Origin of the sequence: Aliagarivorans taiwanensis DSM 22990, assembly GCF_000429505.1 — a bacterium.
GTDB classification, from domain to species: Bacteria; Pseudomonadota; Gammaproteobacteria; order Enterobacterales; family Celerinatantimonadaceae; genus Aliagarivorans; species Aliagarivorans taiwanensis.
Genome location: NZ_AUBZ01000002.1, coordinates 162,392 through 178,743, shown reverse-complemented (window position 1 = coordinate 178,743; position 16,352 = coordinate 162,392). Strand labels below are relative to the sequence as shown.

The 16,352-nt window shown below is 57.1% G+C and carries 12 protein-coding genes; 6 read left to right on the top strand and 6 right to left on the bottom strand.

Annotated elements, in window-relative coordinates; translation table 11 throughout:
• Positions 1-4 precede the first annotated feature (4 nt).
• From G462_RS0102360 to G462_RS0102340, 5 genes are all read left to right on the top strand, one after another.
• Positions 5-1,117, top strand: a complete 1,113-nt coding sequence (locus G462_RS0102360) for an extracellular solute-binding protein (RefSeq protein WP_026957552.1) — start codon at positions 5-7, stop codon at positions 1,115-1,117.
• Between the two features lie 75 nt (positions 1,118-1,192).
• On the top strand, positions 1,193-2,320 hold the full coding sequence (gene potG, locus G462_RS0102355; RefSeq protein ID WP_026957551.1) for a putrescine ABC transporter ATP-binding subunit PotG: 1,128 nt from the start codon (positions 1,193-1,195) through the stop codon (positions 2,318-2,320).
• On the top strand, positions 2,317-3,231 hold the full coding sequence (gene potH, locus G462_RS0102350) for a putrescine ABC transporter permease PotH (RefSeq protein WP_026957550.1): 915 nt from the start codon (positions 2,317-2,319) through the stop codon (positions 3,229-3,231). The genes potG and potH overlap by 4 nt, the downstream gene beginning before the upstream one ends.
• Positions 3,231-4,076 carry an ABC transporter permease subunit gene (locus tag G462_RS0102345; protein WP_026957549.1) on the top strand — a complete coding sequence of 282 codons (846 nt, stop codon included), beginning with the start codon at positions 3,231-3,233 and terminating at the stop codon, positions 4,074-4,076. Before potH ends, G462_RS0102345 begins: the two co-directional genes overlap by 1 nt.
• Before the next feature lie 91 nt (positions 4,077-4,167).
• Positions 4,168-4,710, top strand: a complete 543-nt coding sequence (locus tag G462_RS0102340; protein WP_026957548.1) for a cupin domain-containing protein — start codon at positions 4,168-4,170, stop codon at positions 4,708-4,710.
• A gap of 26 nt (positions 4,711-4,736) precedes the next feature.
• Here the strand turns inward: G462_RS0102340 and G462_RS0102335 are convergent, their stop codons facing one another.
• Together G462_RS0102335 and G462_RS0102330 are read right to left on the bottom strand one after the other, a co-directional pair.
• A complete protein-coding gene (locus tag G462_RS0102335) occupies positions 4,737-7,826 on the bottom strand; it encodes an efflux RND transporter permease subunit (protein WP_026957547.1) in 3,090 nt (1,029 codons plus the stop codon).
• Positions 7,827-7,835: 9 nt separating this feature from the next.
• The gene (locus tag G462_RS0102330) at positions 7,836-8,924 is read right to left on the bottom strand and encodes an efflux RND transporter periplasmic adaptor subunit (protein ID WP_245579518.1); all 1,089 of its coding nucleotides are present in this window, start codon (positions 8,922-8,924) and stop codon (positions 7,836-7,838) included.
• A 277-nt stretch (positions 8,925-9,201) separates the two neighbouring features.
• Here G462_RS0102330 and G462_RS21550 point away from each other — a divergent pair, with 277 nt between their 5' ends.
• Positions 9,202-9,408 (top strand): hypothetical protein, encoded by a 207-nt coding sequence (locus G462_RS21550; RefSeq protein WP_035476479.1) that lies wholly within the window; start codon positions 9,202-9,204, stop codon positions 9,406-9,408.
• On the opposite strand, the gene G462_RS0102320 is transcribed toward G462_RS21550, so the two are convergent.
• From G462_RS0102320 to G462_RS0102305, 4 genes are all read right to left on the bottom strand, one after another.
• The gene (locus tag G462_RS0102320) at positions 9,401-10,876 is read right to left on the bottom strand and encodes an aldehyde dehydrogenase (protein WP_026957545.1); all 1,476 of its coding nucleotides are present in this window, start codon (positions 10,874-10,876) and stop codon (positions 9,401-9,403) included. The genes G462_RS21550 and G462_RS0102320 overlap by 8 nt on opposite strands.
• A gap of 133 nt (positions 10,877-11,009) precedes the next feature.
• Entirely contained in the window at positions 11,010-14,126 is a 3,117-nt protein-coding gene (locus G462_RS0102315; protein ID WP_026957544.1) for an efflux RND transporter permease subunit, read from the bottom strand.
• Positions 14,123-15,460, bottom strand: coding sequence for an efflux RND transporter periplasmic adaptor subunit (locus G462_RS0102310; RefSeq protein ID WP_026957543.1), 1,338 nt, complete (start codon positions 15,458-15,460; stop codon positions 14,123-14,125). The genes G462_RS0102315 and G462_RS0102310 overlap by 4 nt, the downstream gene beginning before the upstream one ends.
• Complete coding sequence (locus G462_RS0102305) at positions 15,460-16,131, bottom strand: TetR/AcrR family transcriptional regulator (protein WP_211234175.1); 672 nt, start codon at positions 16,129-16,131, stop codon at positions 15,460-15,462. Before G462_RS0102305 ends, G462_RS0102310 begins: the two co-directional genes overlap by 1 nt.
• Positions 16,132-16,352 lie beyond the last annotated feature (221 nt).

Sequence of the window (16,352 nt, the reverse complement as noted above, 5' to 3'; positions counted from 1 at the left end):
AAGGATGAAACACTCAACAGCCTTCGCTACCAGCGCGTTAACCACGAGCCTACTGCTCAGCACCCCGGCGCTCTCTGCCGAGGACAAGGTACTGCATGTCTACAATTGGTCGGACTATATCGCCGAAGAGACCATTGAGCAGTTCGAGCAAGAAACCGGCATTGATGTGGTCTACGACGTATTCGACTCCAACGAAGTGCTGGAAGCCAAGATCTTGGCCGGCTCCACCGGCTTCGATTTAGTGGTTCCTACCTCAGATTTTCTGGCGCGTCAGGCGATGGCGGGGGCGTTTATGCCACTGGATAAGTCCAAGCTAAGCAACTACGGCAATCTCGACCCCAAGATCATGAGCATGCTCGAGGAGACCTCCGATCCGGATAATACCTATGCAGTACCGTACTTGTGGGGAACCACCGGCCTCGGTTACAACGTGGCCAAGGTGACCGAAGTGCTTGGCGAAGATGCCCCCATCGGCAGCTGGGATTTAGTATTTAAACCCGAGAACCTGGCGAAGCTCGAAAAATGTGGGGTGGCCTTTCTTAATGCGCCCACCGAGATCTATGCCGCCATCTTGCATTATTTAGGCAAAGATCCGAACAGTTCTGAGCTTAGCGATTACAAAGAAGACGCCGAAGCCTTTCTTTTGATGGAAAAATTGCGTCCATACGTGACTTACTTCCACTCTTCCCAGTATATTAACGACCTCGCGAACGGCGACATCTGTGTTGCCATTGGTTGGTCAGGCGATGTACTGCAAGCAGCAGACCGCGCAGCCGAAGCGGATAACGGTGTGGAAGTGGCCTATGTGATCCCCGAAGAGGGCGCGCTGGCTTGGTTCGACTTGATGGCCATCCCTGCGGATGCCCCCCATCCGGACAACGCCCATGCCTTTATTAACTTCCTGCTACGCCCCGAAGTGATAGCGGAGATCTCCAACTACGTTTGGTACGCCAACCCTACCCCGAGTTCGCGGGAATTTATCGACCAGGAAATCTTGGAACACCCCGGCATCTACCCGAGTGAAGAAACCTTGGCTAAGCTTTATGGCGCTAAAATCATGCCCGCTAAAGTTAGCCGGGAGATGACCCGTTCCTGGACCCGGTTCTTGAAGAACTAGAGATTAGTAAGGCATTGGGACTGAACTGTCCTAAGGGGCGCGCTGCGCCCCGCGACTGTCGAAGGAGATAGCCCTATGGCGGTGGTGTCAAAACCCGCAACCAAGGTAGCCAGCCAGGAAGCGCTGCTACAGATAAACAGCTTAAGTAAGGATTTCGACGGTGTAGTGGCCGTTGATCAGGTCTCCCTGACCATCGATAAGGGAGAGATTTTTGCCTTGTTAGGTGCCTCCGGTTGTGGCAAGTCCACACTACTGCGAATGCTGGCCGGCTTTGAGCGCCCCTCGAGTGGCCAGATCCTACTCGATGGCCAAGAGCTGATTAATGTTCCGCCGCATCAGCGCCCGGTCAATATGATGTTCCAGTCCTATGCCTTGTTCCCGCATATGTCGGTGGAGCAGAACATCGCCTTCGGCCTCAAGCAAGACAAGCTGCCTAAGGGCGAGATCGCCGACATGGTCAGCTACATGCTCTCCTTGGTGCATATGCAAGACTATGCCAAGCGCAAGCCCCACCAGCTTTCCGGCGGGCAAAAGCAGCGGGTTGCGCTAGCGCGCAGCCTAGCTAAACGGCCCAAGTTGCTGTTGCTCGACGAGCCGATGGGCGCTTTGGATAAAAAACTGCGCGAGCGCATGCAGCTAGAGGTGGTAGACATCCTTGAGAAAGTGGGCGCCACCTGTGTGATGGTGACCCATGACCAAGAAGAAGCCATGACCATGGCCGACCGGGTCGCCATTATGAATCGTGGTCAGTTCGTCCAGATCGGCGAGCCGGAAGAGATTTACGAGTACCCCAACTCGCGCTTTAGCGCCGAGTTTATCGGCTCGGTGAACGTATTCGATGGTATGCTGCAAGAAACCGACTACACCGGTGCGGTGATCGAGAGCGAGCAGCTAGGCCGCCCACTGCGGCTGACCCACGGCGTGTCGGCCGCCCCCGGCGTACCACTGATGGTGGCGGTGCGCCCCGAGAAAATCCGGGTGGTCAAAGCCGATCACTGCGACGATTACAACGCCTGCCTCGGCAAGGTGGAAGATATCGCCTATCTGGGCGATCAGAGTATCTACTACGTGCGCCTGCCCAGCGGCACCCGTATCACCGCCACCATGCCCAACACGGCGCGCCACCGTAACAACATGCCCACCTGGGAAGACCAAGTGAGTCTCTCTTGGGATGCAGAAAGCTGCGTGGTACTGAAGATATGAGTGAGTCACGCCAAAACAAACGCCGTCGCAAGCTGCCACCAAGTAAGTACCTGGTTCTCAGTGTGCCCTACCTTTGGCTACTGCTGTTCTTTTTGGCGCCGTTTTTTATCGTGTTCAAGATCAGCTTTGCTGAAGCGCAGATTGCCATTCCACCGTTTAGCGAGCTGCTTAGCTACGCCGATGAGCAATTGCAGATCCTGCTTAACGTCGGTAACTACTTCTACCTGATCGACGATGACCTGTACGCCTCGGCCTACTTGCTGTCGCTGAAGATCGCTGCCATCTCGACTTTTCTGTGCCTGCTGATTGGCTTTCCGATGGCCTGGGCGATAGTTCACTCCAGCCCGTCGTCGCGCAACATCTTGCTGATGCTGATTATCCTGCCCTCCTGGACCAGTTTTCTGATTCGGGTGTACGCCTGGATCGGCATCCTGCGGAACAACGGTTTCTTGAATAACTTCCTGATGAGCATCGGGATTATCGACAAGCCGCTGCAGATCCTGCACACCGATACTGCGGTGTATATCGGCATCGTCTATACCTACCTGCCGTTCATGATTCTGCCCATCTACACCGCCCTGATGCGCATCGACTACTCACTAATCGAAGCGGCCCGAGACCTCGGCGCATCCACCCTAACGGTGCTGTTCAAGGTGCTGTTGCCGCTGGCCAAAGGCGGCATTATCGCAGGCTCGATGCTGGTGTTTATCCCGTCGGTGGGCGAGTACGTGATCCCCGAACTGCTCGGTGGGCCCGACTCGATATTGATCGGTAAGGTGCTGTGGCAAGAGTTCTTCAACAACCGCGACTGGCCGGTGGCCTCAGCGGTTGCCACCATTATGTTGCTGTTGTTGGTTGCGCCGATCATGTACTTCCACCGCTATCAAAAACGTGAAATGGGGGCCAGCTGATGTCATCGATCCCGGTCTATAAAACCCGCTGGAAATGGCTGATCCTCGGTCTCGGTTTCTCGTTTCTCTACCTGCCGATCTTGTCCCTGGTGGTGTACTCGTTTAACGCTAACCGCTTGGTAACCGTGTGGAGCGGCTTCTCCACCAAGTGGTATGGCGAGCTATTCCGTGATGACCTGCTGATGAACGGCATCGTGCTTAGCTTGACCATCGCCTTTTTGGCGGCCACCGCCGCAGTTGTGCTCGGCACTCTGGCCGCATTTGCCATGACCCGCTTAGGTAAGTTGCGTGGTGAAACCAGCTTCGCTTTTATGATTACCGCGCCCTTGGTGATGCCCGAGGTGATTACCGGTCTGAGCATGCTGCTGCTGTTTATCTCGCTCGGTCAGGTGTTCGACCTGTTCAGTCAGCGGGGCATGTTAACCATCTGGATTGCCCACACCACCTTCTGTACCGCCTATGTGGCGGTGGTGGTAAGCTCGCGTTTGCGAGAGCTGGATTTGAGCGTCGAAGAGGCGGCGCAAGACTTGGGCGCTCACCCATTCAAGGTGTTCTTTCTGGTGACCCTGCCCAGCATTATGCCGGCGATCGTATCTGGCTGGCTGCTAGCCTTCACCCTGTCGCTGGACGATGTGGTGATTGCCAGCTTTGTCTCCGGTCCCAGCGCCACCACCTTGCCGATGGTGGTATTCTCCAGCGTGCGTTTGGGGGTGAGTCCCAAGATCAACGCCCTGGCCACCATCATTATCTCGGTAGTGGCTTTAGCCAGCTTCCTGGCGTGGTGGTTTATGGCCAAGGCAGAGAAACGCCGGATACTGGAAGCGCGTATGGCCGGCGGCACCTAGTCGGCCACACCTGGTCGGCCACACCTAGCCAGCCGTTCAAAAGTCCCGTGTTAGTTTGGTCTAAGGCGGGGACATCAAGGAGTACAACGCCATGGATTTGGGCAAGCGCCTTAAAGGTGTACGAAGCATGCGCGGTTTGAGCCAACGTGAGTTGGCCAAACTTAGCGGTGTCACCAACAGCATGATCTCTCAAATCGAGCAGAATCAGGTGAACCCCTCGGTGGGCTCGCTGAAGAAGATCCTCGATGCAATCCCCATCTCCATGGGCGAGTTTTTTAGCCTCGAACTAGAGCCGCAAGAAAAGCTGGTGTATCGCGCCGATGAGTTGGTTGATTTGGGCGATGGAATTATCAAGATGCTGTTAGTTGGCCCCAGCTCCAGCAGCCGCAAGCTCACCATATTGCGCGAGATCTACCCACCGGGCAGCGATACCGGTCCTGACTTTATCCAACACGAAGGCGAGGAAGGCGGGATAGTGTTACGCGGCGAGATTGAGATAACCGTGGGCGAGCGAACCGAGCGACTCAAAGCGGGCGATGCCTATTACTTTGAAACCCGCCAAGCCCACCGCTTTCGCAACCCCGGCAAGGAAGAGTGCGAGCTAATCAGCGCCGCAACCCCTCCAACCTTCTAACGATACCCCCGATACCGGCCTCTGGCTTAGTGAGCCACCGTTGGCTCATCGCCGGATGGCTCCACCCCACGCTTACCCTTGGCCAACAGCGAGAACGCCGTCGGTACAAAGAAGAACGACAGCATAGTGGTCAACACTGTACCGCCGGCAATCGCCACCGCAAACGGCGGCCAGAAACCACCACCGGCCAGAATCAGCGGCATAAAGCCACCCACGGTAGTGATGGTGGTAGAGGTGATATGACGGGTACACGAGAGTACCCCAAACTGGATCGCCTCGGGGTCGCCGTTACAGGCCTTCACATCCGAGCGCAGCTCCGCGAGGATCACGATGGCCGCGTTGATCGCCAAACCAATCAGACCGAGCAGGCCGATAATCACGGTAAAGCCAAAGGGGTATTGGCCAAGGAACACACTCAGCAGACCCAAACCGGCCGCCTGAATCGCCGTCAGACCAATCAGCGCACTCAAGCGGAAGGAGTTAAACGACAGCACAATCACCGTCACCAGCATCACCGCAATCAGGCCGACGCTTGCTAGCAGGTTGCCCACCGCTTCGTTACGCTCAGCACCTTCGCCGCCAAACTCCAAGGTGTAGCCAGCCGGTAGCACCATCTCATCGTTGGCTATACGCTCGCGAAATACCGCCAGTACCTGATCGGGCAGCACGTCGGTCGCCAGATAGCCCTCCACAGTATTAACCCGCTTGCCATCGCGGCGGGGGATCTCCCCCCGACTAGGGCGAATTTCCACCTCGGCCAGCGAGGCCAGAGGAATACTGCCTGCAACCATACTGGTCAAAGTCAGACTACCGAGGTTTTCCACCCGCGCCCGCTGCTCATCTTCGATGCGCACCCGCACCGGCAGCGATTCGCTGCTCTCCAGCACGCTACCGTTCAGGCGGCCTTGCAGCTGAGCCTGCAGTTGGCTGGCCATCTCGGTGAGTGCCAAGCCGCTGATCCGCGAGGCCTCTTCGTTAACGTTGAGCCACACCTTGGGTGTTCCTGCCAGCAAGGTTGCCCGAGTGTGTAATACGTGGGGCACCTCCGAGAGCAGGCTACGGTAGTGCTCGCCCAAGCGTTTTAGCTCATCCAGGCTTGGCCCATAGATGCGCAGCTCGATGGGCGCATTAAACGGTGGGCCTTGTTCGAGCTTGCGCACTAGGATCTGCGCCTCGGGGAAGTCGCGGTCGAACTCGGCCTGAAGCTCCGGGATCAAGCGGTTGGCCGCGCGGAAGTCTTCGGTCTTGATCATCGCCTGTGCGTAGTTCTTAGCGCCCTGTTGGCGCAGCATCAGGTTGTAGTAAAACGACGGCGCATTGTTACCGACAAACCAGCTCACCGAGGTGATGCCATCTTTGGCATACAGGTGCTCTGTGAGGTCCTCGGTCAGCGCTTGGGTGGCCATAACGCTCGATTGCGGCGCCATATACACCTCTATCTGGAACATATCCCGGTCCGAGGGCGGGAAGAACTGCTCGGTCAGACTACCAGCGCTGTAAAAGCCAAACATCGGCACCGCGCTCACCAGCAAGATGGTCAGCTTGGGAAAACGTAGGCTAAGGGCCAACATGGCCTTGAACACCCGGCTCAGCCAGTTGATCTGAATGCCGCGCTCATACCAGTGATCGGCCACCTTGGATTCGGGCAGGAAGCGCCCTGACAAGGTCGATACCAGCACGTGAGAGATAAAGTAGGAGCCAATCAGCGAGAAGATCACGCTAAGCGCGATCCCGCCAACGAACTCACCCGCCGGACCGGGCATCAACACAATCGGCAGAAAGGCCAGTATGGTGGTCAGGGTGGAACCAAGCAAGGGTAGCCACAAGTGCTTAATCGACGAGCTGACCGCGTCTTTGCCGGAATAGCCTTGCTGGCGTTTTTGCGCCACCGTATCGGCCATCACGATGGCGTTATCCACCATGATCCCCAGCGCAACCACTAGGCCGGTCACCGACATTTGGTGAATTGGCAGGCCATAGAAATTCATACAGGCCAAGGTGAACATCACCGTTAGCGGCAATGAGAAGCCGACGATTAGCGCCGAGCGCCAGCCTAGGGTTAACAGCAGCACCACCAGGATAATCGCCAGACCTAACAGCACATTGCCCACCAGCTCCGCCAAACGCTTGGTGGTGTAGCCGTCTTGCTCGAAGATCACCTCGACGCTGACGTTGGCCGGCAAGATCTCGCGAAACTCATCCAGCTCCTCGTTCACCCACGAGGTCCAACGATCGACCCGAAACTCCGAGAGCATACGGATGCCAATCACAATCGCCCGCTGGCGCTCTACCGTGGCCAGCTGCTCAGGTGGCGATTTTAGCTGGCGCGTTACCGAGGCCAGATCGCCGAGGCGATAAACAAAACCATTTTCCGCGCTCACCAGTGGAATGCGTTTGATGCGCTCCACCGAGTCCAGCTCGCCCACCAGCTCCAGCTGCATGCGGTTAAAATCATTGGTTAGTTCACCGGCCGCCACCTTGGCATCGGCGGCGGCAATCAGTTGTGAGACCTGCTCGATGCTGAGATTCAGCCGGCCAGACACTTCCGGCTCCAGCTCCACCAGTATCTCTTCTTCGCCCTGCCCTTGCATATCGACAAACTCGGTGCCAGTCACCCCACGCAGACGGTTTTGCAGCTCCTTGGCGTAGCGGCCGAGGATCGCCAAATTCTCTTCGCCGGGACCTTCCCAGCGCAGCGCCACCAAGGTGGTAAAGGCATAGCCGCGGTCATCATCGACCACCGGGTCAAAGGCGCCGGGAGGCAGCTGCGGGCTGAGCTCGCCCACCAAATCGCGCACCCGTGACCATACCGGGTCCACCTCGATCACCTCATCTTTGAGCTCCACTTGCAGCACCGAGAAACCGGGGCGGGAGGAGGATTGCACCAGATTAATCTCCGGCTGAGTGCGGATCTTGTTCTCAATCAGCTCGGTCACCAGCGCTTCCACCCGCTCCGCCGAGGCGCCGGGATATTGGGTCACGATACTAGCAAAGCGCGAGGTAATCTTGGGGTCTTCACTGCGCGGCAGGTTGGAGATTGCGCCCAAACCGGCCACGATAATCAGAGCCACCAGTAGCAACTGAAAGCGACTGTTGGCGTAGATAGAGGAAATCATGGCCTCCCCCTAGTTTTGCAAGGCATTGGGGTTGGAGACTTCCACCGTCTGCCCCGGCACATAACGGTGCATGCCGGTGGCGACAATGGCCTCATCCTCAGCCAGTGCCCCCTGCACGAAAGCCTCGGTCTCGGTGGCGTAGCGCACCAGCACATCGCGTCGCTCCAGTACCGAGTAGCCATCCTCTGCGGGGGTAATCGCGTATAGGTTCCACAAGCCGCGAATGCCGTCGGTAATCGCGGTTAACGGCACCCAATAGCCGGGCTCAGGTACATCCTCCACCACATTGAGGTAGGCCAGCTGGCCGCTGACTAACTGGTTGTTTTGGTCTTGAATCGCGAAGCGCAGCTGCACCGTGCGGGTAGTGGGGTCAACCTGGCCACCTTTGGTGAGCAGCGACACCGCAAAGTTTTGCTCACCCACGCTAACGCTTAGCTTTTGCCGCGGGTCGAGATAACGAATCAACCGTACCGGGATCCCCACCTTCACCTCATTGCCACCCTGTTGCAGTACCTGCAGCACCGGCTGAGACGCGCCAACCACGGTGCCTTCGGCCACGCTGCGGCGGTCGATGATGCCATCGTAAGGAGCGAGCAAGGTCGATTTTTCAACCCGGGTGCGGTTGGCTTGAATCGACGATTCAACCCGGGCACGGTTAGCGCGTAAGGATTTTTGTTGGGCGGTAAGCTCATCAAGGCTCTGCTCAGAGGCATAACCGCTTTTCTTCAAGGAGCGGATCCGTTGCAGGTTGGCCCGCACCAGCGCGCTGTCGGCATCAATCACCTGGAGCTGGGCCTGTAGGTCTTTGAACTCAATCTCCAGCAGCTCGGTATCCAGCTGCATCAAGATATCACCTTCGCTAACCCGATCCCCTTCATCGACGTATATCTGGGAGATTTTACCGGCCAACTCAAAGCCGATGTCGGCGGTTTGCTTGGCCACCACTTGGCCAACGAATTGTCGCTGCACCGAGTAGCTGGGGATGCGTTCGGGGACGAAGGCGCGAACACTGGCGATATTGACCGCATCGTCTGCGATGCTCTCTTCCGCCAATAGCGGAGCCGCCCTTCCCCCCATCAGTAACAACAGAGCAAGCATGATCGAAGTCCGCTTGTTAAAAGCCCGAGCCACCGCCGAAATCACCATCGTTTCATCCTTGTTCTGTCTGCCAGCTCTATGCTGTCGTCCTTGCTAAGTTATTGAGTCTAAATAGCTGATCAGCTACTGTCCAGACTACGCGCCTACCCTGAGTTTAGATGAGTCTAGCCGGAGTAAGTGAACGACTAGTTTTAGTGGTAATTTACATCTCGTTCACAAAAACCATAGTTATTTTGTGGTTAAATATTAGCCAGCCCAAGCCGAGCGAGGACTGACTATGATTAGCTCAGAGTTTTTCTCCCCGGGATCCCAGTTGTGTAAGGCGATCCGCTACATCAGCGACCATCACTGCGATGACATCCGCTCGCTCAATGATGTGGCTTTTCGTTTTGATTTAAACCCGCGCGATCAGCAGTTTATTATCGAGAAGTTTTGTAAAAAGCGGGCAACCCGGCCCGCCATTGACGATCCGGATCTTAAGTAAGCTCGATCCAGGTGGACTTGAGCTCAGTGTATTTTTCCAGCGCGTGTAAAGACTTGTCGCGCCCGTTGCCGCTTTGCTTGAAGCCACCAAAAGGCATAGTCATATCGCCGCCATCCCAATTGTTGACGAACACGGTACCCGCCCGCAGCAGCCGCGAGCACTGAATCGCCGTATTTACATTGCTCGACCATACCCCTGCAGCCAGCCCATAAACGCTGTCGTTAGCTAGCGCGATGGCTTCATCGGCAGTGTCGAAACACACCACACTAAGCACCGGCCCGAAGATCTCCTCCTGCCAGATCTGCATCTCAGGGCTCACCCCATCGAAGATAGTGGGTTGTAGGAAGTAGCCCTTGCCATCGATCTGTACCGCTTCACCGCCGCATACGAGTTTAGCGCCTTGTTGTTTGCCGCTCTCGATGTACTCAAGCACCCGCTCCAGCTGGGCTTTATCCACCATTGCCCCCATGCGGGTAGCGAGCGACTGCGGATCGCCCGGCTGCCACTCATCCAGCTGCGCCAGCATCTTCTCTAGCAAGGCTTGATGGACCGAGCGCTCCACCAGCAGACGTGAGCCAGCGGTACACACCTCGCCTTGGTTGTAGAAGATCGCCCCCACCGCCGAGGCTGCCGCTTTGTCCAGATCGGCATCGGCAAACACAATATTCGGGCTCTTGCCGCCACATTCACTGAATACCCGTTTGAGGTTGGATTGTCCGGCGTAGACCATCAACTGCTTGCCGGTCGCGGTAGAACCGGTAAAGGTTAAGCAGTCCACATCGGGATGTAGCGCCAGCGCTTTGCCCACCTCATGGCCAAAGCCCGGCAGCACATTAAACACCCCAGCAGGCAGCTCACACTGCTGCCACAACTTGGCCAGATAGAGCGCAGTGAGCGGGGATTTCTCCGAGGGTTTGAGGATCACCGAGTTGCCGGTGGCTAGGGCCGGGGCCAGCTTCCAAGCCGCCATCACCGAGGGAAAGTTCCATGGCACAATCGCCGCAACCACGCCCAAGGCTTCGCGAGTAACCAGCGCCAGCGCGCCATCGCCCACCGGGGCGACCTCGTCGTAGACCTTATCGATGGCCTCGGCGTTCCAGCGCACACAGCGGGCGGTGGCGGGCGCATCGTAGCCCAGCGCATCAGCCAGTGGCTTGCCCATATCCAGACATTCCAACAAGGCAAGCTGGTCACGCTGCTGCTCGATGGCGTCGGCAAACTTGAGCAGCGCCGCTTTACGCTCAGCAGGAGCGAGTCCGGCCCACACGCGCTGCTCAAAGGCGGCGCGGGCAGCGCTCACCGCCAGCTCTACATCGGCTTCATCACATTGAGCCACCTCGGCCAGTAAGGCCTCGGTGGCCGGGTTGATTGAGGCAAAGCGGCGCCCGTCGATGGCGTCAACAAACTCGCCGTTAATAAAGGCTTGGCTGGGGAATTCCAATTGCTGGCTATGCGGACTGTCGGTCATGGGCCCTCCTTGGCTTGCTGTTATAAAATACTGAACAAATGCTCCAGTATTCAGCGAAAACTGTTCCTATCGAACCAGTATAGTGAACATTTTTCAACTTGGCCGTATTGCTGATAGGCCCGAAAACCGTTAGTTAGTGACCCTCGTCACTCAGCTTGCCGTGACGTTTAACCAGTCCAAAGTCGCCCAAGATCGCGTAGGCGGCGGGGATCATAAACAGCACCAGCAAGGTCGAGGCAAAGATGCCGAACACAATTGAGATCACCAAGGGCTTAATTACCTGCGCCTGCAGGCTGGTTTCCAGCATCAACGGTAGCAGACCGGCAGCGGTGGTAATCGAGGTCAAGAACACCGCCCGGAAGCGCTCGCGGCTGGCCTGCACCACCGAGGAGTAGATATCCTCCCCCTCATCGAGGTGGTAGCGAATGTATTGCACCAGCAAGATCGAGTCATTGACCACGACACCTGCCAGCGATACAAAACCCATCATACTCGGCATGCTCATCGGATAGCCAAGCAGGAAGTGGCCCCACAGCACACCGATAAAGGCCAGCGGTATCGCCAGCAACACCACAAACGGCTCCAGGTAGCTGCGGAACTGGTAGCTAAGAATCACAAACACCCCAAAGATCCCCAGCAAGAAGCCACTGGCCATGGACGAGCCGGTCTCCGAGGTGTCTTTGGCTGCGCCTTCAAAGTTAAAGCGCAGCCCCGGGTACTGCTTACGCAGCTCAGGCATTAGCTCTGCTCGGAACTGGCTAAGCAGCTCATTGGAGCTTATAACGCTCTGCTTGAGATCGGCCGATACCGTTAAGGTGCGCAGCCCGTTAATCCGCTGGATCCGCACGTAGTTACGCTGGTGCTCCAGCTGCGCCACCGTGCCCAAGGGCAGCTGACTGCCATCGGCGAGGATAATCGGGAAGCTGGCCAGATTGGCCAAGTCGCCGGATTGGCGCTTATCCAGCATCACCTGGATTTTTATGTTCTCCGGCCCCAGCTGGATCTCATCGGCAGTTTGCCCGTAATAGGCGGCGCGCAGCTGGGCCGCCACCATCTGGCTACTGACACCAAAGCTCTCCGCCCCCGGGCGCAGGCTGATGCTGATCTCCGGCTTGCCCAGGCGCATATCGTCGAGCACGCCACTGACCCCATCGAAGCCCGCCAAGAATTGCTGGGTCTGCACTGAGGCCTGTTTGAGGATGTCCAGATCGTCATGCTGCATGCGGATCTCGATATCCTTGCCACCCGGCCCCATCGCTGGCTGCTTAAACACCACCGACACCGGCGCGGCCAGCTCACCGGTTTCACCCTCCCATGCCTCAATTAAGTCATCCAGTCGGGTAGCTCGAACTTCCGCACTGAGCAAGTCCAGGCGAACCGTGGCCACATGCGGGCCAGACTCATCGGCATCGGCGTTAAAGTTATACTGCTCGGTGATATTGAGCACCAAGGGCTCGCCACCCTCTTTGGCTTCGCTCCACTCGGCATCGATCACTTGCGCAGCCGCGACAATCTGGGCTGCCACCGCTTCGGTCTGCGACAGGCTAGATCCCGGCGGCATAATAATCCGCGCCTCCAAAATATCGCCATCCAGCTCAGGGAAGCCCACAAACTTAAGCGCGCCGCCGGCTAGCAGCGCCACCGAGGCCAGCATCAGCCCCAGCACAGCGCCAACAAACAGATAGCGCCAGCGCACCGCCCAGCTCACCGCAGCAACCAGCTGATTGTTACGAAAGCCTTCAAAGCGCGCTAGGAAGGCTTGCTTCCAGGCCTGCGCCTGCTTATCTTCACGGTGTTTCTCCAGGCTATGGCGCAAGTGGTTAGGCAGAATCAAAAAGGCTTCCACCAGACTCAGGCTGAGCACCAAAATCAGCACCATCGGCACCACTTTGAGCACCGCCCCCATCTCCCCTTCCAGAAAGATCAAGCTGCCAAAGATGCACACCGTGGTCAGGTAGGAAGAGATAACCCCGGGCAGTACCTTCTTCACCCCGTTGTACACCGCCTGCTTCACTTCTTGCCCCCGGTCGATATGCGAGGCGATGGACTCGGAGATAACAATCGCATCATCCATCATGATGCCGATGGCCATCAGCAGCGCCACCAGCGACATAATGTTGATCGACAAGCCAAAGGCCGACATCAGATACATGCTACCCAAAAAGGCCACCGGTAGACCCGCCGCTACCCAGAACGAGTAGCGGAATGAGAAAAACAGCCACATCACCGCGAATACCAACAGGATGCCTTGCCAGCCGTTGCGCACCATCATGGTCAGGCGATCCCACAGCAGCGACGACATATCGTTGGTCATGCTCAAGGTTACGCCCGCTGGCGCGGCCTCATTGGTGGCATAGACAAAATCGGCGACCCGCTCTTTAATCCGCAGCGCATCGTCGGCCTTGTTCTTGCTAATCCGCAGCATCGCCGCTGGCTCGCCATCGAACAACAGCTTCTGCTCGTCCAGCTCGAAGCGGTCGGTAATCCGTGCGATGTCGCCCAATCGCAGCACCGCACCATCGCTATCGGCGCCGATAATGGTCTGTGCCAGCGTTTCCGGGGTGACCTTTTGGCCATCCACCCTTAACAGGAAGTTGCGCTCTGGGGTTTCCAGGTTGCCACTGGGCAGGCGGATATTCTGATTGGCCAGCTGATTGGCCACGTCGGCGACACTCAGCCCGAGCTGGCGCAAGCCGGTCATATCCAGCTCAACCCGTAGTTGGTGGTCGGAGAAGCCGCTAACCTCCACCAGCGACACCCCATAATCGATCTTAAGCTCACGCTTGAGCGATTCGGCATAGGCTTTTAGCTGCGGCAGCGGCATATCGGCGCGGATGGCTACGTCCACCACCGGCTCATTCCAGTCCAGCTCACGCACAATCGGTGATTCAATCTCAGCGGGGAAGTCGTTGATCGCGTTAATCTGGGTTTGCACATCCACCAGCATGCGCTGCACCACGTCCTCATTGGTCAACTTGAGGATCAGCGAGGCGCTGCCTTCCACCGCTTCACAGCGGGTCTCGACGATATTCGCCAATCCATCCACCGCATCTTCCATGCGCAGGCAGATGCTCTCCTCCACCTCTTGTGGTGAGGCGCCCGGATAAACCACCGACGCAATCACATAAGGGGGAGCAAATTCAGGAAAGGTTTCCCGCTTTAGCTTGGGCAGGGCGACTAGACCCACCAAGATCATCGCCAACATCATCAGGTTGGCCGCGGTGGGGTGGCGCGAGAAGTAGCGGATCACTGGGCTTGCTCCTCTGCTGGCGCAGCGCTGTCTGACTCAGGGCTATCGGCATCAAGCGCGCGCAGCGCCATACCTTCTACCGCTGGAAGCAGGTCGGTCAGAACCAGTAAGGCGCCCTCGTATAACTCGGCAGGCTCAACGCTGGCGACTGCCGCCATGCCATCACGGCGGAACAGTACCTCGACAGCGACCACCTTAAGCAGGCCCTCTTCCATCAGATAGATCCGCTCGCCGTGCAACGCGGACTCGGGCACCAACCAATGCGGCTGGGCCATCCCTTCGAATTGCACTTCCACAAACATGCCGTTAACTAGCGTCGGCTGGCGCTCTGGGTTGAGCTGCTGCGTGGGCAGCTCCACGTCCACAATAATACCGGTAGTCGCCTGATTGAGGCTGACGCTATCGCTGATCCGCGATACGCTGGCTGGCCAGCTATAGCGCCGCTCACCGCTGTTTAAAAATACTGTTGCACCCAGCTCGAGGCGATCGGGATCGGTTAATTGCTCAGGGCTGAAGCTGGCAACCAAGTTGCTGTAATCGTGCAAGGCAATCTGAGCGTCGATCTCCACCACATCCAGACCATGGGCGCGCAGCATTACCTGCTGTAGGTTCACCACCTGATCCTGCTCCACATCCACCTCGGCGATCCGGGCATCGAAGGGTAGGTAGATCTCGGTGCGAGCGAGCGAGCGCTGCGCTTCATTCACCCGTGATTCATTGACGTTGACCTGCGCCTCGGACACCTTGCGCTCATCCGGCAGTACAAACAGCTGATTTTCCAAGTCTTCAACGGTGCGCTGGCTGGCGAGGGCCGCTTGCTGCTCGATATCGACCTCCGATTGAGAGATCAATCCACGCTCGCGCAGGTCTTGCTTGCGCGCCAGCTCCTGACGGCTAATGCTCAGGCGTTGCTGCTCGATCTGCAACTGACTGCGCAGACTACTCTCTTGCTGATCCAGCTTATTAAGCTGAGCCTGTGCTGAGCGCAGATCCGCCTCGGCTTGCGCCAATACCAACTGATAATCGAGCGGGTCAATTCTCACCAGCAAGCTGCCCGCAGGCACCACCCGGCCCCGTTCCAGTAGTGAGGATTTATACACAACCCGGCCACTCACCTCGGCAATACTCTGCCATTCAAGTTTGGGGGTCACCCGGCCAAAGCCAGTGGCCAGTGGCGCCATTGGCTGGCGGCTGAGCGCAAGCACCTCCACCACCCGCTCTTGACTGGCTGCGGGATTCAGCTCCGGAGACGGTCGGGTCTTGATAGCCAGCACCAAAATAGCGGCACCGAGCAGACTGGCGGGAATGAATAATAGGCGTTTTCGCAGGCTCATCAGGAATTCTCTTGTAAAGGGCTTAGCATGCCGTGCTCGAGTAAGCGCAGATTGTGCTCAAGCAGTTGCATCAGGAACTGTTCATTGCGTTCGATGCCGTTCTTTTTAAAGGCCGCTGTTGGCATTAAAAATGGGAAGATCATCAGGCTCATGCAGCTGAACTTGGCCAGTTGGGGGTCGATGCCATCACGCAGGTTGGGGATCTGATGCTTGGCCATCTGCTCCATAGGAACCAAGAACTGATCCATATGCTTGAACAACATCTGCCGTGCAGGATCATCCTCTGGGCTATCCATCAAGCGCGCAATCATCCGGGGAAACTCCGGCTGCGGGATCATGGTGTGATAGTAAGTGCGCATCATATCGATGAAGTTGAAGGCTTGCCGCTGGTTCAGCACCCGGCGCATGCCTTCCTGCATCGGTGCCAGGGTGTCTTCCAACATCGCCTCAAACAAGCCGGCTTTGTTGCCAAAGTAGTAGCGAATCATCGCCACGTTGACCCCGGCTCGCTCGGCAATCATGCGGGTAGACACCTTATCGTAAGGCAGCCGCACCATCAGCCGCCGCGCACTATCAATCAGCGTCTGCCGTGCGTCGCTGTCACCGCCAGCAGGCCTTCCGGCACGCCTGTTACTCCCCATCGCATCGGCCATAACCAAGCAATCACTCAAGTAAATTAATCACATGTTTAATATCTTACGCCAGGCGCTGGGTAAAAGTTGAGCGGAGAAATTCATACAGAATTAAACAATTGATTAATTTCTTCCACAACTCGACACGAGTTTTCCCGATAAAAATCGGCGAATACTTAACAATGAAGCGGGGATTGCCAATAATTGGCTGATGATGACATAGTATAATTAACACCCAAGTAAGCCGCTCACCCAAGGAT